Source organism: Candidatus Planktophila lacus (assembly GCF_002288385.1).
In the GTDB taxonomy this organism is placed as follows: domain Bacteria; phylum Actinomycetota; class Actinomycetes; order Nanopelagicales; family Nanopelagicaceae; genus Planktophila; species Planktophila lacus_D.
On record NZ_CP016783.1, the window covers coordinates 737,176 to 761,911 of the forward strand.

24 protein-coding genes are annotated in these 24,736 nt (G+C 48.3%); 1 reads left to right on the forward strand and 23 read right to left on the reverse strand.

What is annotated here, in order from left to right; translation table 11 throughout:
- Positions 1 to 10: 10 nt before the first annotated feature.
- The 9 genes from A1sIIB60_RS03675 to A1sIIB60_RS03715 form a co-directional block, all read right to left on the reverse strand.
- On the reverse strand, positions 11 to 409 hold the full coding sequence (locus A1sIIB60_RS03675; protein ID WP_095689172.1) for a prepilin peptidase: 399 nt from the start codon (positions 407 to 409) through the stop codon (positions 11 to 13).
- A gap of 56 nt (positions 410 to 465) precedes the next feature.
- Positions 466 to 1,293 (reverse strand): shikimate dehydrogenase family protein, encoded by an 828-nt coding sequence (locus A1sIIB60_RS03680; RefSeq protein ID WP_095689173.1) that lies wholly within the window; start codon positions 1,291 to 1,293, stop codon positions 466 to 468.
- Between the two features lie 7 nt (positions 1,294 to 1,300).
- Positions 1,301 to 2,353, reverse strand: a complete 1,053-nt coding sequence (mltG, locus tag A1sIIB60_RS03685) for an endolytic transglycosylase MltG (protein WP_095689174.1) — start codon at positions 2,351 to 2,353, stop codon at positions 1,301 to 1,303.
- A complete protein-coding gene (ruvX, locus tag A1sIIB60_RS03690) occupies positions 2,340 to 2,762 on the reverse strand; it encodes a Holliday junction resolvase RuvX (protein ID WP_095689175.1) in 423 nt (140 codons plus the stop codon). The genes mltG and ruvX overlap by 14 nt, the downstream gene beginning before the upstream one ends.
- A complete protein-coding gene (gene alaS, locus A1sIIB60_RS03695; protein ID WP_095689176.1) occupies positions 2,762 to 5,437 on the reverse strand; it encodes an alanine--tRNA ligase in 2,676 nt (891 codons plus the stop codon). Before alaS ends, ruvX begins: the two co-directional genes overlap by 1 nt.
- A 9-nt stretch (positions 5,438 to 5,446) precedes the next feature.
- On the reverse strand, positions 5,447 to 5,818 hold the full coding sequence (locus A1sIIB60_RS03700) for a DUF948 domain-containing protein (RefSeq protein ID WP_095677860.1): 372 nt from the start codon (positions 5,816 to 5,818) through the stop codon (positions 5,447 to 5,449).
- 64 nt (positions 5,819 to 5,882) lie between these two features.
- Positions 5,883 to 7,631, reverse strand: a complete 1,749-nt coding sequence (gene aspS / locus A1sIIB60_RS03705; RefSeq protein WP_095677384.1) for an aspartate--tRNA ligase — start codon at positions 7,629 to 7,631, stop codon at positions 5,883 to 5,885.
- Between the two features lie 35 nt (positions 7,632 to 7,666).
- Positions 7,667 to 8,929 carry a histidine--tRNA ligase gene (gene hisS, locus A1sIIB60_RS03710; protein WP_095677385.1) on the reverse strand — a complete coding sequence of 421 codons (1,263 nt, stop codon included), beginning with the start codon at positions 8,927 to 8,929 and terminating at the stop codon, positions 7,667 to 7,669.
- Entirely contained in the window at positions 8,926 to 9,582 is a 657-nt protein-coding gene (locus A1sIIB60_RS03715) for an MBL fold metallo-hydrolase (protein WP_095689177.1), read from the reverse strand. Before A1sIIB60_RS03715 ends, hisS begins: the two co-directional genes overlap by 4 nt.
- Before the next feature lie 142 nt (positions 9,583 to 9,724).
- On the opposite strand from A1sIIB60_RS03715, the gene A1sIIB60_RS03720 reads away from it, so the two are divergent.
- Positions 9,725 to 11,044, forward strand: coding sequence for a DUF349 domain-containing protein (locus A1sIIB60_RS03720; protein ID WP_095689178.1), 1,320 nt, complete (start codon positions 9,725 to 9,727; stop codon positions 11,042 to 11,044).
- Between the two features lie 25 nt (positions 11,045 to 11,069).
- Here the strand turns inward: A1sIIB60_RS03720 and A1sIIB60_RS03725 are convergent, their stop codons facing one another.
- The 14 genes from A1sIIB60_RS03725 to pgsA are packed head-to-tail and all read right to left on the reverse strand — an operon-like array spanning position 11,070 to position 24,733.
- Entirely contained in the window at positions 11,070 to 13,223 is a 2,154-nt protein-coding gene (locus tag A1sIIB60_RS03725) for a RelA/SpoT family protein (RefSeq protein WP_095677388.1), read from the reverse strand.
- 10 nt (positions 13,224 to 13,233) lie between these two features.
- A complete protein-coding gene (secF, locus tag A1sIIB60_RS03730) occupies positions 13,234 to 14,304 on the reverse strand; it encodes a protein translocase subunit SecF (RefSeq protein WP_095689179.1) in 1,071 nt (356 codons plus the stop codon).
- Between the two features lie 3 nt (positions 14,305 to 14,307).
- Positions 14,308 to 15,882, reverse strand: coding sequence for a protein translocase subunit SecD (gene secD, locus A1sIIB60_RS03735; RefSeq protein ID WP_095677390.1), 1,575 nt, complete (start codon positions 15,880 to 15,882; stop codon positions 14,308 to 14,310).
- An 11-nt stretch (positions 15,883 to 15,893) separates the two neighbouring features.
- Entirely contained in the window at positions 15,894 to 16,958 is a 1,065-nt protein-coding gene (ruvB, locus tag A1sIIB60_RS03740) for a Holliday junction branch migration DNA helicase RuvB (protein ID WP_095689628.1), read from the reverse strand.
- A gap of 13 nt (positions 16,959 to 16,971) precedes the next feature.
- Complete coding sequence (gene ruvA / locus A1sIIB60_RS03745; protein WP_095689180.1) at positions 16,972 to 17,577, reverse strand: Holliday junction branch migration protein RuvA; 606 nt, start codon at positions 17,575 to 17,577, stop codon at positions 16,972 to 16,974.
- The gene (gene ruvC / locus A1sIIB60_RS03750; protein ID WP_223298635.1) at positions 17,574 to 18,128 is read right to left on the reverse strand and encodes a crossover junction endodeoxyribonuclease RuvC; all 555 of its coding nucleotides are present in this window, start codon (positions 18,126 to 18,128) and stop codon (positions 17,574 to 17,576) included. Before ruvC ends, ruvA begins: the two co-directional genes overlap by 4 nt.
- A 33-nt stretch (positions 18,129 to 18,161) precedes the next feature.
- Positions 18,162 to 18,914, reverse strand: a complete 753-nt coding sequence (locus A1sIIB60_RS03755) for a YebC/PmpR family DNA-binding transcriptional regulator (protein ID WP_095689181.1) — start codon at positions 18,912 to 18,914, stop codon at positions 18,162 to 18,164.
- A gap of 60 nt (positions 18,915 to 18,974) precedes the next feature.
- Positions 18,975 to 19,565: a pyridoxal 5'-phosphate synthase glutaminase subunit PdxT gene (pdxT, locus tag A1sIIB60_RS03760; protein WP_095689182.1), complete on the reverse strand. Its 591-nt coding sequence runs from the start codon at positions 19,563 to 19,565 to the stop codon at positions 18,975 to 18,977.
- An 11-nt stretch (positions 19,566 to 19,576) separates the two neighbouring features.
- Positions 19,577 to 20,464, reverse strand: coding sequence for a pyridoxal 5'-phosphate synthase lyase subunit PdxS (gene pdxS, locus A1sIIB60_RS03765; protein ID WP_095671159.1), 888 nt, complete (start codon positions 20,462 to 20,464; stop codon positions 19,577 to 19,579).
- A gap of 47 nt (positions 20,465 to 20,511) precedes the next feature.
- A complete protein-coding gene (locus tag A1sIIB60_RS03770) occupies positions 20,512 to 21,582 on the reverse strand; it encodes a DUF3048 domain-containing protein (RefSeq protein WP_223298636.1) in 1,071 nt (356 codons plus the stop codon).
- On the reverse strand, positions 21,557 to 22,060 hold the full coding sequence (locus A1sIIB60_RS03775; RefSeq protein WP_095689184.1) for a LemA family protein: 504 nt from the start codon (positions 22,058 to 22,060) through the stop codon (positions 21,557 to 21,559). The genes A1sIIB60_RS03770 and A1sIIB60_RS03775 overlap by 26 nt, the downstream gene beginning before the upstream one ends.
- Entirely contained in the window at positions 22,061 to 23,239 is a 1,179-nt protein-coding gene (locus A1sIIB60_RS03780) for a glycosyltransferase family 4 protein (RefSeq protein ID WP_095689185.1), read from the reverse strand. It lies immediately after the preceding gene.
- Positions 23,236 to 24,126, reverse strand: coding sequence for a phosphatidylinositol mannoside acyltransferase (locus A1sIIB60_RS03785; RefSeq protein WP_095689186.1), 891 nt, complete (start codon positions 24,124 to 24,126; stop codon positions 23,236 to 23,238). Before A1sIIB60_RS03785 ends, A1sIIB60_RS03780 begins: the two co-directional genes overlap by 4 nt.
- A gap of 4 nt (positions 24,127 to 24,130) precedes the next feature.
- Positions 24,131 to 24,733: a phosphatidylinositol phosphate synthase gene (pgsA, locus tag A1sIIB60_RS03790; RefSeq protein ID WP_223298637.1), complete on the reverse strand. Its 603-nt coding sequence runs from the start codon at positions 24,731 to 24,733 to the stop codon at positions 24,131 to 24,133.
- Between the last annotated feature and the right edge of the window lie 3 nt (positions 24,734 to 24,736).

The following is a 24,736-nucleotide window of genomic DNA, read 5'->3' on the forward strand; positions in this document are numbered from 1 at the left end:
GATAAGCGCGTTATCTCGCGCACCATATAAAGGCGGCGCAAATTGCTGGTGCCAACGCTATTGGATCGGCTAACGATCTCCTTGAAATGAGATGTCCAATCAGAAGTAACACGCCTCCCAAGATAAAGCCCTCGATGAAATCACTCCATCTCGATACTTCCAGAGGCAGAAAGAATAGAGCGAGAAGAGCCGCCAATTTCACATCGCCAGCGCCCAAACCAAAGAACATCGCAATAAAACCAATTGAGAAAATGGCTAGTGAACTAGCGAGATGAATCTGCCCCTTACCTACGATAGTGGTTGCAGCAAAAATCGCGGCGGTGAAGATCAGATTTCGATTTCTAACCTTATGAGTAGTGATATCGACTATTGAGATATAGAGCGATGAGATGAGAAGGAGCGCATACACACCGTGACGCTAATCGCTAGATAACCCGAATTTACATCTTTCGCAGAATCTGTGAATTACTTCGAAGCGTTGGTTAGCGCCAGTCTTAGCTCGCTATCGATAATCTTTTGGCCAAGTGGATAAACAGCGTTTATCTGGTCGATACCCTGATATAGAAGTAGTTCCAATCCACTGATCACCTTACCGCCAGCATCAGACCAGCGACGCGCAAGAAGTGTTGGCCAAGGTTTATAGAGAACATCGAAGAGCAGGCCTTCGACCTTAGAAGGAATATTATCGGCAACTAAATCCGCCGCACCTGAAGGAGTTGTGTTTACTACTAGATCGAAATTGCGAAGATCAATTTGATCATCCCAAGCAATAAACTCCGGCGCTAATTTTCTAAAGCAAGCCGCTATTCCAACATTTCGCCTAACGCTTCTTCCCATAATTGCGACGCTGTCTGCGATCTCATCGAGGGCTCCCGCCACTGCTCGAGCGGTTCCACCGGCTCCTAATATCAAAACCGAATTGAAATGATCGTATCCAGCATTGGCAAGTGCTTTAACAAATCCTGAGCCGTCTGTACTGGTCGCACTCCAACCCGAACCATTTCTGACAAGAGTGTTAACAGATTGAATTCGCAACGCAAGCTCATCAACGGTAATCCCAGAACTTTCGGCGATAACCAATACTTCTTCCTTTAAAGGCATAGTAAGTGAGAGGTAGTCATAGTCAGCGCCTTGGCTTTTAAGAAATTCTGCTAAGCCGCCACTTGCTACTTCAATGGCTTCATAGCTTCCTGCGATACCAAGCAAATCGAAGGCTTTGGCATGCAATACGGGCGAAAGAGAGTGCGCAATTGGAAAGCCAAGTACGGCAGCTTTTAAACTCTTATCTGACATGTCCTAATCACTCCTTACTCTCAAATAGCCCAGCACGTAGATTCTTCTTGTATTCAACTTTCCATAAGCCAAACTCTTCAAATGATGAGGTAAATCTAGTGTCATTTGGTGCAACGGTGATGAAGTAAATCCAGTCCCCCGGTTCAGGGTTAACTGCAGCCAACAAGGCTTGCTTACCTGGGTTTCCTATCGGTCCAGGAGGAAGGCCATATTTTCTGTAGGTGTTATATGGCGAATTCAACAAAGTCGACTTGGTGCTCAAAAAGATATTGCCCCGCAACTTCTGGACATAATGAATTGTTGAATCCATCTGCAGGGGCATGCCCTTCTCCAAACGATTTCGAATAACTCGCGATACTTTCGTGAAATCCGCCAGACCGCCTTCCGCCTGAATAATCGAAGCGATTGTTAAAAGCTCTTGCGCGCTGAATTTTCCTGGAGCTTCTAGAAACCCTACGCTCTTCATTTCAGTCTGAGCCCGTTCAACCATAGTCGCAATTGCAACGGATGCAGTCGTGCCCTTGGCAAATGAGTACTGCGCAGGGAAGAGAAGTCCTTCAAGTGATTTGTATCCCACCGGCAACTTCAATTGAGCGAGGGCTTCTTTTATCTCAGAACGTGAGTATCCAGCTTTAACCATATCTTCAAAGACTTCAGAGTTCCATTCACCTTCAACGATATTGATTAGCCCCGCGATTCGCTTGCTATCTAGAAGTTGTTCGAGGGCATCCTTTGCGCAAAGTTCGGGCGAGATCATATGTAAACCTGGTGCAATTTTGGCGGCACGAGCATCTCCAACTGCCACACCGAAGAAAGCCCTTGAAGATTTGACAACGCCTTTCTCAAAAAGTTGAGACGCAATATCAGAACCAGTTGCCCCTGCACCGATCTCTATCGCAATATCTGCCTCTGTTATTTTCTTACCAGCTGAAGATTCATCGGAACAGGAGAAATCAGGTGCCGCTGATGTCTTGCGAAGTTCGTGAACTCCCCCAGTGAAGACGAATACAAATGCGAGTGCTAAAGCAACGCGAATAAGCGCCTTTCTATCTCTTATCAAGTGCTAGCCCTTGTTCAAGAATCGCAACTGCGGCAGCACAATCAATAAGAGTTTTTGCGCTTTTGGCATCGATTCCGGCATCTCGTAACTGGCGACTTGCCGAAACAGTTGATAGCCGTTCATCAACCATCGAAATTTCAATATCGAATCTAGCGCTAAGTCTTTCTGCAAACTTCAAAGCTTTCTCCGCTGAAGATGAATCAGCGCCACTAAGTTGCTTCGGCTCTCCCACGTAAAACTTAACAGGCTCGTACTCTTGAACAAGTTCGTTGATTTTGACTAACAAATTGGGGTCTTTACTCTGTAGAACTTCTAACGGCGTCGCCAATAAACCATCAGGATCACAGATTGCTACACCGATACGGACATCGCCATAATCAAATGCGATCCTCCGGCCTAGCCTTGCCATTACTTCCCGCTTATTGCGAGTTCAATCGCTTGCAGCGCTTTATCAATCGCAGAAATATCAGTTCCGCCACCTTGTGCGAAATCATCTTTGCCGCCGCCGCCACCGCCCAGAACGGTTGAACCGATCTTGACTAAGGCACCAGCTTTCACTCCACGTGCCCGAGCGGCATCGCTTGCAGCAACGACTAGAACGGGTTTTCCATCAACGACACTTACCAAGGCTACGACGCTATCGATATCACGGTTGCGCAGTTCAAGCGCAATTTTACGAAGATCATCTACCGCTATCCCATCTGGAATGCGATTAGCAATCAACGTTGCGCCACCAATCTTCTTTGCACCCGCAGCAAACTTTGAAATATCAGCCATTGCCGCAGCGGATCTAACCTGCGCTAGCTCTTTCTCGATCTCTTTAAACTTAGTAAGAAGATCTGAGATTCGTTCTGGAAGTTCCTCTGCGCGCGAGCCTTTGATCAGCGATGTTAACGAATTGAGCAAGATATGTTCGCGGGCCAGGAATCGGTAAGCATCCACGCCAACTAGGGCTTCAACGCGACGTACGCCAGCGCCAATTGAGGACTCACTTAACAGCTTTACAACACCTAATTGCCCAGAGCGCTGGACATGTGTGCCACCGCAGAGTTCGCGCGCCCAATCTCCAACGGACACGACGCGAACGCGATCTCCGTATTTTTCGCCGAAGAGCGCCATTGCGCCCAACTTCTTCGCTTCATCTTGCGACATTACTTCCGCGCTTACTTCAAGATTATCTAGTAAAAGCGTATTTACGCGCGCTTCAACGTCATTGAGTACTGCTTCAGAGACCGCCCCTGTTGAAGGGAAGTCGAAACGAAAACGTCCTGGTGAGTTCTCCGAACCTGCCTGAGTTGCAGTCTCACCCAATATTTCGCGGAAAGCTTTATGAACCATATGGGTTGCAGTGTGTGCGCGAGAGATTCCATCTCGACGTTCTTGATCGATTGTTGCTAGACCCTTAACCCCTACTCCAACTTCACCCGAGATAACTCGACCACGATGTACGGATAATCCGGTAACAGGTGCTTGAACATCTTCAATTTCAATAACCGCACCATTACTTAAGACAATGCGTCCACCATCGGCTAACTGTCCACCGCCTTCAGCGTAGAAAGGGGTGCGATCTAGAACTATCTCGACATCGCTTCCTGATTGCGCAGATGTTACGGATATGCCGTCAACCAAAATTCCATTGACCTGAGATTCAGTCTCGGTCTTTATATAACCGAGGAATTCTGATGCGCCCTTACTGTCGGCGATCTTCTTGTATTCACTCAAATCAGTGTGACCGCTCTTCTTCGCCTTGGCATCGGCCTTCGCGCGATCACGTTGTTCTTTCATTAGGCGCGTGAAACCGGCCTCATCGACTTCTAAACCTTCTTCGCGCGCCATTTCAAGAGTGAGATCAAAAGGGAATCCATAAGTGTCATGCAATTTGAAGACTTCTTCGCCAGGCAGTACCGATTTCTTAGACTTCTTTAGTTCAGTTGAAGCCATGTCAAAGATCTGGGTTCCGCTCTTTAGCGTCTGCAGGAATGACTCTTCCTCTGAGACTGAAACCGACAAGATTCGTTTCTTATCTGTAACTAGCTCTGGATACTGCGGCCCCATTGCGCCGATGGCTGCAACGGTGAGCTCAGACATGATCGGATCATTGGTACCCAGCAAGCGCATATTTCTAATTGTGCGACGCATCATGCGACGCAGGACATAGCCACGACCTTCATTGCCAGGAGTTACTCCATCGCCAATCAACATCGCAGATGTTCGAGCATGGTCAGCAATAACACGAAGTGCAACATCAGATTTCTCAGATGAGCCGTATTTAACACCCGTTAGCTCCATCGCTTTATTCAAAATCTGCATGGTCGTGTCAATTTCGTAGATATTTTCTACGCCTTGCAATAGCGCAGCTGTGCGTTCTAGCCCAAGGCCCGTATCAATGCTCTTTGCAGGAAGCTCGCCCAAAATTGGATAACTATCTTTACCACCGCCTGCTCCGCGTTCGTTTTGCATGAAAACAAGGTTCCAAATTTCTAAGTAACGATTTTCATCCGCGATTGGGCCGCCATCTTTTCCGTAGGCAGGACCGCGATCGAAGTAAATCTCTGAACATGGTCCGCAAGGCCCTGGAACTCCCATCGACCAGAAGTTATCTGCCATATCGCGGCGTTGAATTCGCTCTTTAGGTATGCCGATCTTTTTATGCCAGATATCGGCTGCTTCATCATCGGTTAGATAAACGGTTACCCACAATTTATCTTCAGGAAAACCATAACCACCATCTGAAATCGGCCGGGTTAAAAGATCCCAAGCAAGGGCGATCGCACCCTCTTTAAAGTAATCACCAAATGAGAAGTTTCCACACATCTGGAAAAAAGATGCATGGCGGGTTGTCTTTCCAACTTCATCGATATCTAGAGTACGTACACATTTTTGGACCGACGTTGCACGCTTAAAGGGAGGAGTTACCTCGCCGAGAAAATAGGGCTTAAATGGAACCATTCCTGCATTTACAAGTAAGAGATTTGGATCATCGGCAATTAAAGATGCTGACGGAACAACGGTGTGAGTTAAACCTTCGCGGTTACCGCTTTCAAAAAAGCGCAGCCAGCGTGAACGTATCTCGGCGGATTCCACGTTTGGAGATCACTCAGCCTTCTTCTTCTTTTTAGAGCGAGATTTACTCATTCCGGCCGCGCTAATTAGCGCGCCAGCGACTTTAACCGCAGGACCACTCTTATCCATGAATCCTGTCGTTGCATCAGCAACTTTTGTAGTTACATCTTCTACGTTCTTAGTTATGCGCGCAAAGCTTTCAAGGGGGCTATTTACTAGTTCTACAGTGCGAGTTGACTCGTGAATTAACGGTGCAGTCTCATCTGTAAGAACTTTAAGTGAGGCTCTTGCCTCATCTACGAGGCGGCCGATGCGGATTACTGCGTAAGAAATTGCTATGGCGATAACAAGTAGTGAGCATGCCGCAATAATCGTTGCTACTCCGCCTGGACCGGTAACCATTTCCATCCTCACTTAATTTGCACTAATAATCGGCTTAATATCGTTAGCCTACCTGAGATAGCCCTTACTTCTGGCTATCTACCTTTGTAACTCCATCAATTCCACTCTCTTTACGCTGTGCTGGAGTAATTGGCGTTGGCGCCCCAGTAAGCGGATCTCCCCCGCTTGCCGTCTTTGGAAAGGCGATAACTTCACGGATTGAGTCGCTTCCGGTTAGTAGTGCGCAAACGCGATCTAGGCCAAGTGCGATTCCGCCATGTGGTGGTGGACCGTAATTAAATGCTTCAAGTAAGAAACCAAATTTGCTCATCGCTTCTTCATCGCTTAACCCAATGACAGAGAAGACATCTTTTTGAATCTGGCGATCATGGATACGAATCGATCCGCCACCGAGTTCGGTTCCGTTAAGAACGATGTCATATGCATATGCCAAAGCGTTGGCAGGATCAGATGCGAATGTTTTTGCAAACTCTGGCTTTGGACCAGTGAATGGGTGGTGCACTGCAGTCCATCCACCATTATCCGTTGGTTCGAACATTGGAGCATCCACTACCCATAGGAATTCCCATGCGCCTTCAGAGATTAAATTACAGCGCTTGCCGATTTCTAGACGAACTGCGCCGAGAAGTGAAAGGGATGCTGAACGCTCACCGGCGGCGAAGAAGATTGCATCGCCTGACTTCGCGCCAGCAGCTGCAACAATTCCGGCAGTCTCTTTCTCAGAAATATTCTTTGAGACGGGGCCACCTAGAGTTCCATCTTCATTTACAAGGATGTATGCAAGGCCTTTTGCACCGCGCGCCTTTGCCCAATCCTGCCAAGCATCGAGTTCGCGACGTGGTGATGATGCGCCACCTGGCATCACGACGCTACCAACGTATGGCGCTTGGAAGACACGGAACTCGGTATCTTTAAAGAATTCAGTCTGCTCGACTAACTGCAGGCCAAAACGAAGGTCTGGTTTATCTGAACCATAGTTCTGCATTGCATCGGCATAAGTCATATGGCGAATCGGAGTTGGAATATCGTAACCAACCGCTTCTTTCCAGATCTTAACCAAGAGCTTTTCAGCAACTGCCAAGATATCTGCTTGATCAATGAAAGACATTTCGATATCTAGTTGAGTAAATTCTGGCTGGCGATCAGCACGGAAATCTTCATCGCGGAAACAGCGCGCAATTTGGTAATAACGTTCCATGCCGGCAACCATCAAGAGTTGCTTAAACAACTGTGGAGATTGAGGGAGTGCATACCAACTTCCGGGTTGCAGACGAACCGGAACTAAGAAGTCGCGTGCACCTTCTGGAGTGCTACGAGTCAAGTAAGGAGTTTCAATCTCTAGAAAATCGAGATCTTCCATAACACGACGAATTGTTGAAGTTACCTTTGAGCGTAGGCGCATATTTGCGGCCGGCTTTTCGCGACGCAGATCTAAGTAGCGGTACTTAAGGCGAACTTCTTCAGAAATTTCAGAATCATTTCCGCTATCAACTGGAAAGGGAAGCGCGGCGCTCTCACTAAGAACGACTATGTCATCGCCCATGACTTCAATTGCTCCGGTTGGGTTTGAAGTATTGGCATTGCCATCAGGGCGCAGAACAACTTCGCCCTTTATCTGCAGACACCATTCGGCGCGAAGAGATCCAGCTAGAGCTTCGTCGCGAATGACTACCTGAACTGAACCTGTGGCATCACGTAAGTCGATAAAGGCAACGCCACCGTGATCGCGGCGGCGCGCAACCCAACCAGCCAGGCTTACCGTCTGACCAGCATCGCTTGCGCGCAGAGCGCCAGCATCGTGAGTACGTAACATTTTAAAAGCCGCCTTTAATATTTGTAAAACGTTGGTCAGAGATCCCCGAGAAGAACGCTCTGTAATTGGTCAATCTTAACCGATCTCGTGCTGCCATCGCTCATGCGTTTGAGTTCAACGCTCCCTGAGGCTACTTCGCTATCACCAAGAACGATTACATAGCGAGATCCACTTTTATCGGCAGCCTTCATCGCACCCTTTAGGGCGCGATCACCAAAGGCGATCTCCGTGCGAATCCCCGCTTCACGCAATTTCGCTGCAATAGATAAGGATGCGCTCTTTTGATTATCGCCCAAAGGAATGATGAATAGATCTGATGAGAATTGATTTTCAACTAAAACGCCTTCTGCTTGTGCTGCAAGAAGTGCTCGATCCACGCCCAGACCAAAACCGATTCCAGAAAGTGCTTGACCGCCAAGAATCTCCATCAGGCCGTCGTAACGTCCACCGCCACCAATTCCTGATTGCGCCCCAAGTCCTTCATGAATGAACTCAAAAGTAGTGCCGGTGTAATAATCCAATCCGCGGACCATTCGGGGATTTACTACATATGAAATGCCAAGTGAATCTAGATAACTCTTTACCTGCTTAAAGTTCTCCGCAGAGTCAGCCGAGAGATAGTCAAGTAAGAGAGGTGCCTTTGCCATCGCCTCTTTCATCTCTGGTCGTTTATCGTCAAATAAACGAAGTGGATTTATCGCAGCGCGAGTCGCGGTTGCTTCATCCAGATCCAACTTCGATATAAATTGCAGTAAATCAACGCGATGAGCAGCGCGAGATTGTGCATCTCCAAGCGAAGTGATATCTAAGCGGTAATTCTTTAAACCTAAAGATTTAAATCCTTGATCTGCGATGGCAATCACTTCAGCATCTATCGCTGGATCATCTAGACCAATCGCTTCAATTCCAACTTGATAGAACTGGCGATAGCGCCCTGCTTGTGGGCGTTCGGCGCGGAAGAATGCTCCGGAGTACCAGACCTTTACGGGAAGTTGCCCGCGATCCAAACCCTTTTCGATTACTGCACGCATAACACCAGCAGTGCCTTCGGGGCGCAAAGTTATAGAACGCCCACCGCGATCTTCGAAGGTGTACATCTCCTTCGATACAACATCAGTTGACTCGCCTACTCCACGAGAAAATAGTGAAGTGTCTTCAAATACCGGGAGCTCCATTAGTTGATATCCAGCTAACTTGGCGGGAGCGATCAGAGATTCACGGACCCATTCAAAGGCAGCCGAAAGTGGGGGTGCGTATTCGCTTACCCCTTTTGGCGCTTGAATCTTTTCGTACTTCATGCCTGTAATTCTTTCAGATATGGATTATTTTTTCGCTCGAATTTAATTGTTGTCTCTGGACCGTGTCCTGGCAACACTCGCAAGCCATCATTCAAGGGAAGTACTCTTGTTTTTAGGGTCTTTTGCATCGCTTCATGCGATCCTGAAGGCAAATCAGTGCGTCCGATCGACCCTGCAAATAGAACATCTCCAGTAATCAACAACTCGTCATTGATTGTAAACATAGTGCTCCCCCGCGTATGGCCCGGAGCATGAATCGCGGTGATCTTCATATCTAATAGATCGATCTCATCGCCATGTCGTAAGTTTTTAACTTCATTTGGTTCTTCAAATTTCATGGCATCAAGCGTTTGAATAAATTCAGCGCCATGTGCACCTTGTGGTTTTAGAAGTAAATCTCGATCTTCGGTGTGAATATAAGAGGAAATTCCATATCCATCGGCAAGTGGCTTTACTGAGAATGTGTGATCAAGATGGCCGTGGGTGATTAAAGCTGCAACTGGTTTCAAACCATGTTCAGAAATGAGAGCCTCAATCTCATGTGAAATATCTGGCATACCTGGATCGACGATGATGCACTCTTGGCCAGGTCCTGCAGCGATCACCCAACAGTTTGTGGCAAACATAGGGGCTACAAAAGAGGTAACTAACATCGCCTCACCCCCTAATTTTCGCGCGCAAATAGGCGCAAACTTTCCCCAATAAGTAAGACAGGGTACCTTTTATCTCCGCAAGACCTCATCTGCACACTCAAACAACGAAGGCGAAATCGCCGACGCGCTGAAAGGGAACACTATGACCGAGCAAATCAATCCAGGATCAATCAACATCACACCAGCCAATGCAAGTGCAGCATCTGCGCTAATTGGAGATCCATCAAAGTTCGGTCGAGTCGCAGAAGATGGCACGGTTTATGTTCGTACTCCAGAAGGCGAAAAGGCCGTTGGTTCATATCCCGGAAAAACCGCTGAAGAAGCGTTGCAATATTTTGTAAGAAAATTTGAAGCTCTAGCATCCGAGGTCGCGCTGACCGCAGCCCGCATCACAAGCGGCGCCATGGTTCCAGATGATGCGTATGAAGCAGTCAAGAAGTTACGTCAGCAAGTCCGCGAGTTAAATGGTGTTGGCGATCTCGCAGCACTCGCTGCCTCAGTTGATCAGATTGAGCCACTAATCGAAGGTCACCGCGAAGCATATGAAGCCAAGAAGGTTGCAGAAGCTGCGGTAAAAGCTGCGCGTCGTGAACAAGTAATGGTTGAGAAAGAGAAGATTGTTTCTGAAGCTGAATCGCTAGCGCTCTCTGAAAATTGGAAGGTAACCGGAGATCGCTTAAAAACACTGCTCGAAGAGTGGAAGTCAGCTCCTCGGCTAGATAAGAAAGTAGATGGAGAACTTTGGAAGCGTTTTTCTGCATCACGCAATAAGTTTGATAAGCGTCGTAGAACTCATTTTGCAACTCTAGAAGAGACATCGGCAAAGGTATCTGCGGCTAAGAAAGCACTTGTTGAGCAGGCTTCTAAACTTGCTACCTCCACCGATTGGGTTGCCACTGCGCGTGCTTTCAAAACTCTTATGGATCAATGGAAGGCTGCCGGTCGCGGTAAGCCAAGTGAAGATGCCAAGCTTTGGGCTAAGTTCAAAGCGTCACAAGATCATTTCTTCACCGCAAAGAACGCTGATCTTGAAAAGCGCGAAGTTTCAATGGTTGCAAACCTAGCCAAGCGCGAAGAGTTGATAGTTCAGATTGAGGCGCTAGTGCCATTTACTGATGTAAAAGCCGCGAAGAACTCGTTCCGCGAACTTTCTCGCTCTTGGGAGAAGATCGGCATTACTCATCGTGACAAGCGAGCAGCAATGGATGCGCGAGTAGCTAAAGTCGAAGAAGCGATAAAAAGTGCTGAGGCTGAGATCTGGCGTAAGACAGATCCAGCTGCAAAGGCTCGTGCTGCCGATGTGGTTAAGCAGCTGTCTGATTCAATCGCTAACTACGAGAAGATTGCGGCGAAATCAACCTCTGCCGGAAATGCGAAGAAGGCACAAGAAGCCCTTGATTCAGCTGCTGCTCGTAAGGTCTGGTTGGCCGAGGCTGAAAAGTCTCTCGCTGAATTTAACTAAACTTTACTTTCTTAAAACTATCGAGTTAGTTGCGATAGACGTCGTAGACGCCTTCAACGGCGCGTACTGCAGCTAAGACTGAGTCGAGATGCGTCGCATCTGCCATTTCAAAGGTGAACTTGCTGATCGCGGTTCGATCCTTTGAGGTATTCACTGCAGCGCTTAAAATATTTACATGCTGTTCAGATAGCGCTCTCGTTACATCTGCCAACAAACGTGATCGATCTAGCGCCTCTACTTGGATATTTACTAGGAATACGCTTCCGGCTCCATCGAGCCAGCGCACCTTTGCAATTCGTTCGCCTTGATTTAACTGCAAGTCAGCAGCGTTGATGCAATCATCGCGATGGACTGAGATGCCACTTCCTTTGGTGATAAATCCGATAATTCCATCTCCAGGAACTGGCGTACAGCAGCGGGCTAGCTTCACTAGCACATCGCCCACGCCTTCAACTTCGATTGCGCTACTTGAACGTCTGATTGAGTGGGATCCGGTTGGAATAACATCGATAGTTGGTTCAGGGTGCGAATCTTCCACGCCTAGCGAAACAACTAATTTTTCAATAATGGAAGCTGCAGAAACATGCCCATCTCCTACAGCGCTATAGAGCGCAGAGATATCGGGATAGCGCAGTTCGTGTGCCAGCTCCAGTAAAGAATGTCCTGCAAAGATTTTCTGAAGTGGTAGTCCTGCTTTACGCATTTGACGCGCAATAGATTCGCGCCCAGCATCAATCGCTTCCTCGCGACGCTCTTTGCTGAAGTGCGCTTTGATCTTCGATCTGGCTCGAGGAGATTTAACAAAGTTAAGCCAATCGCGTGATGGCCCTGCGTTTTCGCTCTTATTGGTAACTATCTCGATCACATCACCATTAACTAAGCGGGTATCAAGTGGAACTAAGCGACCATTTACTTTTGCGCCAGCGCATTTGCTGCCGACATCTGTATGCACTGAGTATGCGAAGTCGACAGGTGTAGATCCACCAGGAAGAGCAATCACGCTCCCCTTTGGAGTAAATACGAAGACTTCGGGACTGCCTAAATCAAAACGAAGCGCTTCGAGGAATTCTGAAGGATCCTCAGTCTCTTTCTGCCACTCGTGCAACTGGCGTAGCCAAAGCATCTCTGGTGAGGAGTTCTTTGACTCATTGCCTTGCTTGTACTTCCAGTGCGCTGCGATTCCGAATTCAGCACGGGAATGCATCTCAAAAGTTCTAATCTGGATTTCTATCGCCTTGCCGTTTGGCCCAATCACCGTAGTATGCAATGACTGGTATAGATTGAATTTTGGCATTGCGATGTAATCTTTAAATCGTCCTGGCACAGGCGACCAGCGAGCGTGAATCGAACCAAGAACCGCGTAGCAATCCTTGACGTCATTTACCAAGACGCGAATACCGACTAAGTCATAGATATCGTTGAAATCGCGTCCTCGCACCACCATCTTCTGATAGACGCTGAAATAATGTTTTTTGCGCCCTGTAACTGTCGCAGTGATCGCATCTCGATCTAGATCACTTTGCACCGCATCAATTACCTCTTGTGACAGCGCATCGCGGGAAGGCGAACGCTCGGCAACTAGCCGGGAAATCTCTTCAAACTTCTTAGGTTCCAGAACCTCGAAGGAGAGGTCTTCCAGCTCCCATTTAATTGCATTCATACCTAAGCGGTGCGCTAGAGGGGCATAAATATCTAAAGTTTCACGTGCTTTTCGCTCAGCGCTCTCAGTGCTAACAAACTTCCAAGTGCGCGCATTATGTAATCGATCTGCAAGTTTTATCACCAGTACTCGAATGTCGCGCGACATGGCAACGACCATCTTGCGAACCGTCTCAGCCTCAGCGGTCGGACCGTAAGTTAATTTATCTAACTTGGTGACTCCATCAACTAAGTTAGCAATCTCGTCGCCGAAATCAGAACGCAATTGGGTGAGCGAGTAAGGCGTATCTTCAACGGTGTCGTGCAGAAGGGAGGCGATTATTGTTGTGTCATTTAAACCAAGTTCAGCCAGAATCTGCGAAACCGCAACGGGGTGAGTTATGTACTCTTCACCGGATTTACGCATTTGCCCTACATGGGCCTGCTTTGCGATTTCAAAAGCGCGCTCAACTTCAGAGAGCCGACTTGTTGGGTGGCTCTCTTTAAGTGTTGCTAATAGTGGTGCAACTAGAGCGTTCAAAGGCTGCGCCTTACTTGCGACCCTTGCGCTTTGGTTGATTGCGAGGTCCGCGACCAACGCTTGGGCGTATCGCCGCTCTCTCACTATTTGCACTCACTGATGCTGAGACTGGATCTGCTCCCCCGCGCGATGCAACTCGCTTTGCAAGTGCTTGCATCGCTGGTTCCTTCTCGCGAAGTGATGCCAGGAATGGTGGAGCGATAAAGATTGAAGAGTAAGTACCAACTGCAAGCCCGATAAACAAAGCAAGGGATAGATCCTTGAGAGTTCCGGCGCCAAGTAAGCCAGCACCTACAAAGAGGATCGCACCAACTGGAAGAAGTGCAATCAAAGAAGTGTTAGCAGAACGCACGATTGTCTGATTAACAGCCAAGTTTGCCGCTTGTGAATATGTAACTTTGCCCACTGCAGCAACAGATTTGGTGTTCTCGCGAACCTTATCGAATACAACAACGGTGTCATACAGCGAATAACCAAGGATCGTTAAGAATCCGATCACAGTTGCGGGGGTAACATCGAACCCGACGAGTGCATAGATTCCAACTGTAATAAAGACGTCATGCACAACGGCCACGATCGCAGAAACTGCCATCTTGGGTTCAAAGATCATCGTCAAGAAGATCATAATTACGATTAAGAATGCGATAAGTCCGTACAGCGCCTTCTTGGTAATTTCCTTACCCCATGAAGGTCCGATCAACTGAGTATCGATTGATTCAAGCGGCACATTAAAGGCGATAGTCAAAGCCTTTTCAACCGCCGTTGACTGTGCCGCAGAAAGCGCACCAGTCTGAACCTTTACTTTGTCATCACCGATCTTCTGAACAATGATTTCTCCTGGAATATCAACATCTGCAACAGCGGCGCGTGCTTGTTCAACTGTCGTGCCCGCCTTATTTACTGTGTAAGAAGAACCACCCTTAAATTCGATTCCAAGGTGAAGACCTTGAATCAAGAGGGCACCTATTGATAGCAAGATGAAAATTGCTGAGATTGAGTACCAACGACGGCGATTACCAACGATGTTAAATGAAGTTTCGCCAGAGTAAAGACGACCGCCAAGACCTGAGATTTTTACCATGGCTTATGCCTCCAATGTTGAAACAGACTGGGTAGAAACAGTTTTGGTTGAATCAGTTGTGATCGATGCAGTTCTATAATTCTTCATACCGATGCTCTTAGGCGATAGCCCCGAAAGCGGATGACCGGAAGAGAAGAATTTAACTCCGGCCAAGATGCTCACCATTGGCTTGGTGAAGAAGAAGACGATAATTAAATCGACAAGTGTTGTGAGACCTAGAGTGAAAGCAAAGCCACGTACGCCACCAACTGCGAAGAAGTAGAGCAAAGCAGCCGCAATCAGAGAAACAGCATCTGCAACCAAAATCGTGTGACGCGCCTTAGCCCAACCACTTTCAACCGCAGAGCGGATTGAACGGCCTTCACGCGCTTCATCGCGGATACGTTCGAAGAAGACGATAAATGAGTCTGCGGTAACACCGATCGCCACAATGGCACCAGCGATACCTGCCAAGGTGAGAGTAAATCCAATCGTTTCACCGAGTACTAGGAAGAGCAGGTAAACAATTGCAGCTGCTAGCGCAAGTGAACCAACTACTACGAGACCGAGTCCGCGATAGTAAAGAAGTGAATAGATAAGAACTAAACCAAGTCCCAACGCGCCAGCCAAAAGGCCAGCGCTTAACTGGTCAGCGCCCAGGGTTGGTGATACTTGCTGCACCTCACCGCGGTCGAATGCCAACGGCAAAGCTCCGTATTTAAGAACATTTGCAAGATCTTGCGCTTCAACTTGTGAGAAAGACCCAGTGATCTGAGCATTTCCTGATGGAATCGCTTCATTAATTCTTGGTGCAGAAACAACTAGACCATCGAGAACAATCGCAACTTGATTGAGCGGTGATTGCAGCGAAGTTACGCGGTTAGTTAGTGCGCCAAATGCCTTTGTGCCATCGCCATTGAAGGTTAGAGAAACAAACCAAGCAAGGCCTTGTGATGGGTCATATCCAGCCTCGGCGGAAGAGACTTGAGTTCCGAGAACTTCGGCTGGAGCGAGAATGTACTTTGCACCGCCATCGCGAGAACAAGAAACAATTGTGTCGGCCGGACTATCAGCGCCAGTACCTTCACGACTAGCAGGATCGGTGCAATCAAGTGCGGCGTACTTCGCATTGAGATCAGCGTTAACGCCGGCTGCAGGTGTTGCAGCAGTTGAAGTGTCAGCAGGATTTGATATGCCAGAACCTTCTGCTAGTACCTGACGAAAACGAAGCTCTGCAGTTTGGCCAACAAGATCCACAACGCGACGTCCGCTATCTCCTGGAACAGAGATAACGATCTGTCGATTGGTTCCGCTTCCTTGAGCAGTTACTTCACTCTCTGCTACACCAATTGAGTCAACGCGTTGGCGAATAATTGAGACTGCTTGATCTATCGCCTCAGAAGTTACCTTGTTGGAGTCATTTGACGCTCGGGGTTGCAGCGTCACGCTGGTTCCGCCTCGAAGATCGAGACCTAGCTTGACCGAAGAAACACCCTGGATAAAGGTGGTTGCAAGTAGACCGAAGATAATGAGCGCCAGAATCAAAAGGGCGCGGCCAGAGCGGGCAGGGCTCTTCACAGTTTTATTTGGTGTGGACATAAGAGCAGAGTCTATGCGTTGGGCGCGGGCGTGTCGAAAAGGGTTGCGATCCCAGCAGGAGGGGTTCGCCCTAAATGGCGCCACCCGAGTTCGGTGGCGATACGACCCCGCGGAGTGCGGGCCATAAAACCATTTCTTACCAAGAATGGCTCAGCCACGGCTTCGACCGTTTCCGTCTCTTCACCCACTGCAATCGCCAGCGTTGAAAGACCAACCGGTCCCCCATTAAATCGCTCGATAAGTGCGGTCAGCACTGAACGATCTAGTCGATCCAAACCTTTCTCATCTACTTCATACATTTCAAGCGCGGCCATCGCATCTGAGTGAGTGAGGGCATTTGCAGCTTTAGCGCTGGTTCCACCACTTGTGCGAACTTGGGCATAGTCGCGGACGCGACGCAATAAACGATTGGCGATACGTGGTGTGCCGCGAGACCTGCCAGCAACTTCAAGTACCGCCTCTTCTTCAATTGTCAGTTGCAGTAAAGCAGCGCTGCGACGAATTACTTCAGCAAGTTCAGTGGACTCATAGAAATCAAGATGTGCAGTAAAGCCGAAGCGATCCCTCAGCGGACTAGGAAGTAATCCTGCGCGTGTAGTTGCCCCAACTAATGTAAAGCGCGGCAGTTGTAATGGAATCGCAGTTGCTCCCGGTCCTTTACCTACGACAACATCAACGCGGAAATCCTCCATTGCAAGGTAGAGAAGTTCTTCAGCAGGTCTTGGCAAACGGTGAATCTCATCCAAGAAGAGAATCTCTCCTTCAACTAGTGAAGATAAAATCGCCGCTAAATCTCCAGCGTGAGTGATCGCAGGACCGCTGGTTATACGAATCGGTGTTTGCATTTCGCTAGCTAAAATCAAAGCAAGAGTTGTCTTTCCGAGTCCGGGTGGACCGCTAAGCAGGATGTGATCGGCGGCCGAGCCGCGTGAACGTGCTGCTGATAACAAGACATCAATCTGATCTCGAACGCGATGCTGTCCAATGAAATCATCGAGAGTCTTTGGACGTAGCGCGTGTTCGGCAGCTGAGTCATCCTGACTAAATTCTGGCGCTACTAAACGATCATCGCTCATATCGTTAGCCACTTTAACGCCCACCTTGCGAAAGTGCGCGCTTTAAGAGATCGGAGAGTTCAAGAGTTTGCGCATCGACGCCATCTTCAGAAAGCCGCGCTACTACTTGTGAAATTGCCGCATCTGAATCTTTAGCGCTAAATCCGAGCGAGACAAGTGCGCTAGTTAATTGTTCACGCCAAACTGGTTGATGGCGATCACTCTTCGAAGAGGTTCCAAAATCAGTTAACTTGCCCTTTAACTCAAGGATTAAACGCTGTGCACCCTTGCGGCCAATTCCAGGAACCTTTTCAATAGCAGAGATATCTTCCTGGGCTACAGCAACGGCTAACTGCGATGGTGATAGCGCCGAAACAATTGAGAGTGCAACCTTTGGACCAATTCCACTAACTGTCTGAACTAATTCGAAAAGCGCACGATCTCCGTCTTCTAGAAAACCATAAAGCGTTAGCGCATCCTCACGAACCACCAGAGTTGTAAACAACTGGACCTGAACACCGATATTCAACTGAGCGGAAGTTTTCTGCGTAACTGCTAGAGATAGACCGACTCCGCCGACTTCAACTATTACCCTATCTAGCGAAATAGAGCGGACAACGCCGTTTACAAGTGAAATCATTTGCGCACCAACTTGGCTAGCCGTGATTTTTCAGCAGCAAGTGCTGATTCAATCTTGCTATTGCCGCCGCCACGCCAAATGTGGCAGATGGCAAGTGCCAGCGCATCGGTGCTATCGACAGGTTTAGGAATCTCAGTTAAGGAAAGTAATCTCTTGACCATCTCAGCCACTTGCACTTTATTTGCGCGACCTGAACCAGTTACCGCAGCTTTAACTTCACTTGGTGTGTGCATTACAACTGGGATTCCCGCTCTTGCGGCAACTAGCAATGCGATACCGGCAGCTTGTCCGGTGCCCATGACAGTACGAACATTGTGTTGCGAGAAAACTCTCTCAACAGCGATGCGATCAGGTTGATATTTACTCACCCAACTGGTGATCTCTTCTTCGAGTTGCAAGAGACGCTGTTCTAGAGGGTTATCACTTGGAGTCTTGATGACCCCCACGCTAATCAACTTAAGTGGCGAGCCAGGTAGGCCTTCAATAACCCCTATGCCGCAGCGCGTAAGGCCTGGGTCGATACCCAAAACTCTCAGCGTTGCTTGGCTCATAACTTCAAAGCCTATGTCCGAGTCCGCAAAGAGCTAGGAAAGGCTCGCCATAACCTCGTCTGAGACATCGAAGTTGCTGTAAACATTCTGCACATCATCCAACTCTTCAATGGCATCAATTAGTTCGAAGACCTTGGTGGCACCTTCTGCATCCAAGGGAATGGACATCGATGGCAAGAATGATGAATCGGCGGATTCGTAATCAAGGCCTGAGTTCTGCAACGCTGTGCGAACTGCAACCAGATCGCTAGCCTCACAGACAACCTCAAAAGATTCACCTAAATCGTTTACTTCTTCGGCTCCGGCTTCAAGCACAGACTCGAGAATTTTCTCTTCAGTTACCGACTCCGCCTTAGCAATGATGATTACACCCTTGCGATTAAAGAGATAGGAAACTGATCCGGGATCTGCCATTGAACCACCGTTGCGAGTTACGGCTACACGAACTTCTGAAGCTGCGCGATTTCGGCTATCAGATAAACATTCAATCATGATCGCAACGCCATTTGGACCGTAACCTTCGTACATAATTGTCTGCCAGTCAGATCCGCCAGATTCGAGTCCAGCGCCACGCTTTACCGCTCTTTCGATGTTATCGGCGGGCATCGAGTTTTTCTTTGCCTTTGCGATCGCATCAAAGAGAGTTGGATTGCCATCAACATCTGGCCCACCATTACGTGATGCAACTTCAATGGCCTTAATGAGTTTTGCAAAGTTCTTTGCACGGCGGCTATCGATTACCGCTTTCTTATGCTTTGTCGTTGCCCATTTGGAATGGCCTGACATGGCGTAACCTCAAACTTTCACTCTCGTTGAGCGGTATCTAAACCGCGTAATTCACTTCGCTTACTTTATCGCGCCTGTACAGACTTGATCAAAGAAGTAGCGATGTACGCGTAAATCTCCAGTTAACTCGGGATGGAATGAGGTTGCCAAGAGCCTTCCTTGTCGAACAGCCACCGCGTGCGATCCCTTCGCAGTTTTCACTGTTGCTAGGACCTCGGCCGTTGCGCCGACTTCTTCTACCCAAGGCGCACGAATGAAGACCGCGTGAAGATTGCCGCCTTGAAAATCAAGATCGCTTTCAAAGGAATCAACTTGGCGACCAAAGGCATTTCTTCGCACGGTCATATCAATGCCACCGAAAGTTTCTTGACCATCCGATCCATCAATAATTCGATCAGCTAAAAGAATCATTCCTGCGCATGATCCATAGACCGGCATACCTGATTTGATTCGATCTCTTATCGGCTGCATCAAGTTAAAGGTATTTGCAAGATGTGCAATCGTTGTTGATTCTCCCCCAGGAAGAATCAGCGCATCTACTTCAGCAAGCTCTTCTGGACGACGCACAGTTAGCGCAGCATGGCCAGCGCTCTTTGCTGCAACGAGGTGTTCGCGAAAATCACCTTGAAGAGCGAGAACGCCAATCTTCATTTTCTAATTAACTACCAGCCGCGATCAGCTAAGCGATGTGGTGCAGGAAGATCAGCGACATTGATTCCAACCATCGCTTCACCCAGACCACGTGAGGCATCGGCAATTACTTTTGCATCCTCGAAGAATGTGGTTGCTTTAACGCAAGCAGCTGCGCGAGTTGCAGGATCGCCTGACTTGAAGATTCCTGAGCCAATGAATACGCCGTCAGCGCCCATCTGCATCATTAAAGCCGCATCGGCAGGAGTTGCGATACCACCAGCAGTAAATAGAACGACAGGAAGTTTTCCGGTCTCAGCTACTTCTTTAACAAGTGCGTAAGGAGCTTGTAACTCTTTTGCGGCAACATAGAGTTCATCTTCGCGCATGGAAGATAGGCGACGGATTTCTGCCCCGATCTTGCGCATATGCATCATGGCGTTGGAAACATCTCCAGTACCTGCCTCGCCCTTTGAGCGAATCATTGCGGCGCCTTCATTAATCCGACGGAGCGCTTCACCTAAGTTTGTTGCTCCGCACACGAAAGGAACTTTGAAATCCCACTTATCAATATGGTTTTCAAAATCTGCTGGAGTTAAAACTTCTGATTCGTCGATGTAATCAACGCCTAGAGATTCGAGAATGCGAGCTTCGACGAAGTGACCGATACGAGCCTTAGCCATTACAGGAATTGTCACTGCAGCTTTAATCTTTTCGATCATGTCTGGATCTGACATGCGTGCCACGCCACCTTGGGCGCGAATATCTGCGGGGACTCTCTCGAGCGCCATAACAGCACAGGCACCTGCATCTTGAGCGATCTTGGCCTGCTCAACATTGACGACATCCATGATGACGCCGCCCTTAAGCATCTCTGCCATACCGCGCTTAACGCGAGCTGTTCCGACTGCCTCTGACATCGCTAACTCCCTAAAAAATATCTATCCAAATAGTTAAGGGCTTAATACTACTTTGCTGCAGCAGATGGCGCATCTGCGGGGATTTTCGATGGAATAGGCGTAAATACTGGTTCCTTATCGGTTAACGCGATCCAAATTTGCCCCGGTGCGAAGGGGATCGTTTCTCCAGAAGTGGTTTTCCAAGCAGTTCCTGATTCAGGAGTTGGACGATCCCATAGCGCGGAAATGTATTTACCGTCGCGAAGAATGTAGCCACTACCTGACCCGACCGTTGCGGTGAATGGAGTAACGCCTCCGAACTTATCTCCATATTCAGATGGAGTAATTGAAACGATTTGAATTACGAAGGTACTTGCAGCTAAATGAATGCCACTGGCTGAAATGTTTGGAACACCTTTGTGTGAGAGCAGCCAGTGCTTCTCCACATTTGACCAGACCGCATCGTATGAATTTGCCGGCCAAGAAATTTTAGCTGAGGCGATTGCCGTTCCAGTATCGAAGGATTCCGCAAAGTTCCATCCAACGTTCTTCGAAATTGCAACAGGAAGTTGCTGTTCCTTAACTTTTTGCATCAAAGTTTGCGCCTGCAGCATCATCGCCGTCGGTGCGTTGCGTAGCGGATCATTTGTATAGATTTCGCGTGACTGGCGCTGTGCTCCTAAGTTCTCCAGGTTTGCCGCACCAATTACTGGCAATAATTTTTTCTGTGCGCCACTGTAAGCAAAGGCCACACGACCAAACTGCTCAAGTATTTCTATATCTGAGATACGCGCACTTCTTACAGGTCCTATTACCGTCGGGATAGTTGAGGAGAAAACGGCAGCCAGTCTGGTGAGTCCACCTTCTACTTGCTCTATATAAACCACATCAGCATCTTCGAGCCCCGCTTGTGGATGTGCCGGCGGAGTGTCATCGATCTTTACCACCAGAATTGGTCCATCGCTTCCGATGCGACCACTCAATGAGTTAACCGGCTCAGGATCCTTGAAGACGTTTTCAATTTCACCCAATTTCGAGAACTGTTCAGGCGAGAAAAAGCCCAAGCCAACAACAAAGATGGATGTAACTCCAATTATCGAGATGGCAAACTTTTTAAAGAACATCGGCTTCAAATTCATAGGTAACAGGAAGCGGTGCCCGACCGGCTAAGCGAAATATCCTAAAAACGGGCTTACGTCGCACCATTTGTGTGCGATTGACGGCATCAACGTGTAGAGCAATTGCGACGCGAATCTTGTCGGTTAATTCGCTGAGTTCTCTCAACAAATCCTTTTCTATTGAGCCACTTACCAAATGTCCATCGTGCAGCAAGAGACCCAGCGCACCAGATAGTCCGCTTTCAGCTTGCGAACGTGCGCGCATTTGCGCATCTCGCGCTTGGTGCGCAGCCGCTGTTAGGAGAAGCGAGGAAGCGGGGTCAGCAATTTCGCTCTTAGCAATCTCTAGAGCCACTGCTGCACGTCGCTGAAGTAGACCATCAAGATTTGCCCAACTAGTTTCAACACGGTTATGTAGACGATCTAGCCTTGTTGCCGAATACGACAAATACCAGATCGCGAAGATAACAATGAGCGCAATAAAGAAATACTTCTCCATTTAATTTCCTTCTCTTCCTAGAAAGCGATTCCACGCGCGATTTTCCGAAGAAAGAGTTACCCCAGAGCTTCCCACAAGCGCCATTTCGTATATTGAATAAATATCTTCAGCAACAACATCCCAGTCAAATCTTTGTGCGTACTCTTTGCCACGTTTAGCTAGTTCACGGCGTTTTTCAGAATCACGCAACAAATCAATAGCACCGCGCGCCAGATCTTGCGGATCTTCTGAAGTAAAGAGCGCACCAAATTCTCCATGGCCCAGCAGTGAATCAAATGCTGGGATATCGCTAGCAAGTACCGCAGCTCCCCCGGCTAACGCCTCGGCCAGAATGATTCCGAATGATTCTCCTCCAGTATTTGGCGCTACATAAATAGCGACAGAAGAGAGAAAATCGGCTTTCTCCTTCTCGGAAATTCTTCCCAAAAATTCGAAGCGGCCTCGCAGTTGCGGATCAATACTTTCGATTACCTCTTTACTCTCGCCTGGTCCAGCAACTAAAACTCTTACATCTGGAGCAAAGCGGGCGATTATCGGCAGTGCTTCAAGAAGGACAGGCAAACCTTTACGCGGTTCTTCATATCGGCCAATAAAACCAATTGTGTTCCCGCTCCATTTTTCTAGCACTTCACCATCACGATATCGATCAGCATAAATACCGTTAGGAATCACAACTGCGTCAGTTTCTAGATGTTCTGTAAGAGTGGAACGAGCAGCTTCGCTTACCGCAATTCGCGCCGTTAACTTTTCAATTACCGGCTCAAGAATTGGTCCAATTGCAAAGATCGCCTTCTGGCGTTTTGCAGCGGCGTGGAAGGTTCCAACCATCGGTCCTTCAGCAGCCCAGCAAGCCAATAATGAAATTGATGGAATAGCAGGTTCGTGTAGATGTAGAAGATCAAATTTTCCATTGCTGATCCACTGGCGAACTCTGGCAAAGGCAATTGGACCAAAGAGAACGCGAGCAACCGCTCCGTTATATGGAATCGAAATTGGTTTTCCTGCACTCGTTACATAATCAGGGATGTTCTCTTCATCAACAACAGGTGCAAGAACAGATACGTAATGGCCTTTGGCAATCAGGTACTCCGCTAGATCGCGAACATGGCTCTGTACGCCACCTGGTGTATCCCAACCGTAGGGACAAACTAGTCCGATCCTTAATTTTTTTAGGGTCATGCGCTGCGCTCCTGGAAATCTCCATCTGTCCAGATTCGCTGCAACATATGCCAATCTTGCGGCGAAGATGCGATTCCTTCTGCAAATAGGTCAGCGCAACGTTGCACTACTTGCGAGACTCTCTCTTCTTCGCTTCCATGGGTAGGAATCTCCACCGAATTAAAAACAATGTGAATGCCGGCAGTCGTGTAAGAAACATATGCGGTAATTAGTGGAATACCAGTTCTGATTGCAAGCAGTGCAGGGCCAGCAGGCATGCGCGCTGGATGGCAAAAGAAAGATACATCCACGCCGCTCTTAGAAAGATCACGATCGGCGACAAGGGCGATCAAACGACCCTCGCGCGCCCTTTGCATCAGGGTGACAATTGATCTTGAATCAAGTGCAAGAACTTCCATCCCGATGTTTTGGCGATACTCCAAAAATTTATTGAAGAGCGCTTCTGGCTTTAAACGCTCGGCAACAGTTACGAGTGGAAAACCCATTCCGCAGAAGTACGAGCCGGCATGGTCCCAATTACCAGCGTGCGGAAGTGCTACTACTACACCGGTCCCGTTCTTCATGGGTGCGGTTAGTAAATCTTCACCGTCAACAGTGACTGTTGCAGCAATTCGCTCACGTGACCAATCTGGCGATCTAAATGTGTCACACCAGTAACGCATATACGAACTCATCGCCTTGCGCATCAGTTCGTCCATTTCGGATGAAGAGTAAGTAGGGCAAACTCGTGACAGGTTAGAGCGCAACCTTTTCACGCGCGCGCCATTACGGGAAAGTGCGTACTTACCGATTGCTTCGAAAGCTTTATATGCAAACTTTTCTGGTAGCGCTCGAACTAGGCGCCATCCAGCGAAATACCCACCTGCCACTGCGAAATCAAAATTCATTGCGTTACAGCGCTGCCTTCACAATCAAAATTCGTTGAATAACGGTAACCACGGCGAGAGCTAGTAGAAGCCAGATGCCGATCGCTAGAGCGAATGGAACTCCAAGGCCTTCCAGACCAATCGCTGTTAAAGAGATGATCAAGCGTTCGGTTCGCTCAGCGATTCCGCCAGAACAAGAGATTTGCATGCTCTCGGCCTTGGCTCTGATGTATGGAACGAGTGAACCAAAAACTAGCGCACCAATCACAACAGCAGTTAATGAGTCATCGGCATCCACTAAGTAAAGTGTTAAACCAACCAAGATAGCCGAATCAGTAATTCGATCGATTGTTGAATCTAAAAATCCACCCCATGCGCTGGCGCCTTTATGGGAGATTCGCGCCATTGCACCATCAAATAGATCGCTCAGTGCAAAGAAAGAGACAACAAGAGTTCCGATAAAGAAATCGCCCTTGGGATAGAAAAAGAGCGCCGAAGTGACAAGGCCAAGTGCGCCAATAAAGGTAACTGCATTTGGAGTTAAACCAATGGCAAGGGCACCGCGAGCGATCGGATTGATAGCGCGGGTGACTGCGGGTTTTAAAGAGGCGCTTAACATCAGGTCCATCGT

Bases quoted from the DNA above. Each gene is read 5' to 3' on its own strand.
- A1sIIB60_RS03780 (WP_095689185.1), bottom strand. From the start codon at position 23,239: ATGACCCTAAAAAAATTAAGGATCGGACTAGTTTGTCCCTACGGTTGG.
- secD (WP_095677390.1), bottom strand. From the start codon at position 15,882: ATGTCCACACCAAATAAAACTGTGAAGAGCCCTGCCCGCTCTGGCCGC.
- ruvA (WP_095689180.1), bottom strand. From the start codon at position 17,577: ATGATTTCACTTGTAAACGGCGTTGTCCGCTCTATTTCGCTAGATAGG.
- pgsA (WP_223298637.1), bottom strand. From the start codon at position 24,733: ATGGACCTGATGTTAAGCGCCTCTTTAAAACCCGCAGTCACCCGCGCT.
- ruvB (WP_095689628.1), bottom strand. From the start codon at position 16,958: ATGAGCGATGATCGTTTAGTAGCGCCAGAATTTAGTCAGGATGACTCA.
- A1sIIB60_RS03720 (WP_095689178.1), top strand. From the start codon at position 9,725: ATGACCGAGCAAATCAATCCAGGATCAATCAACATCACACCAGCCAAT.
- pdxS (WP_095671159.1), bottom strand. From the start codon at position 20,464: ATGTCAGAGGCAGTCGGAACAGCTCGCGTTAAGCGCGGTATGGCAGAG.
- ruvX (WP_095689175.1), bottom strand. From the start codon at position 2,762: ATGGCAAGGCTAGGCCGGAGGATCGCATTTGATTATGGCGATGTCCGT.
- A1sIIB60_RS03785 (WP_095689186.1), bottom strand. From the start codon at position 24,126: ATGAATTTTGATTTCGCAGTGGCAGGTGGGTATTTCGCTGGATGGCGC.
- A1sIIB60_RS03680 (WP_095689173.1), bottom strand. From the start codon at position 1,293: ATGTCAGATAAGAGTTTAAAAGCTGCCGTACTTGGCTTTCCAATTGCG.
- secF (WP_095689179.1), bottom strand. From the start codon at position 14,304: ATGGTAAAAATCTCAGGTCTTGGCGGTCGTCTTTACTCTGGCGAAACT.
- ruvC (WP_223298635.1), bottom strand. From the start codon at position 18,128: ATGAGCCAAGCAACGCTGAGAGTTTTGGGTATCGACCCAGGCCTTACG.
- hisS (WP_095677385.1), bottom strand. From the start codon at position 8,929: ATGAAGTACGAAAAGATTCAAGCGCCAAAAGGGGTAAGCGAATACGCA.
- A1sIIB60_RS03715 (WP_095689177.1), bottom strand. From the start codon at position 9,582: ATGTTAGTTACCTCTTTTGTAGCCCCTATGTTTGCCACAAACTGTTGG.
- pdxT (WP_095689182.1), bottom strand. From the start codon at position 19,565: ATGAAGATTGGCGTTCTCGCTCTTCAAGGTGATTTTCGCGAACACCTC.
- aspS (WP_095677384.1), bottom strand. From the start codon at position 7,631: ATGTTACGTACTCACGATGCTGGCGCTCTGCGCGCAAGCGATGCTGGT.
- A1sIIB60_RS03770 (WP_223298636.1), bottom strand. From the start codon at position 21,582: ATGAATTTGAAGCCGATGTTCTTTAAAAAGTTTGCCATCTCGATAATT.
- A1sIIB60_RS03755 (WP_095689181.1), bottom strand. From the start codon at position 18,914: ATGTCAGGCCATTCCAAATGGGCAACGACAAAGCATAAGAAAGCGGTA.
- A1sIIB60_RS03775 (WP_095689184.1), bottom strand. From the start codon at position 22,060: ATGGAGAAGTATTTCTTTATTGCGCTCATTGTTATCTTCGCGATCTGG.
- A1sIIB60_RS03700 (WP_095677860.1), bottom strand. From the start codon at position 5,818: ATGGTTACCGGTCCAGGCGGAGTAGCAACGATTATTGCGGCATGCTCA.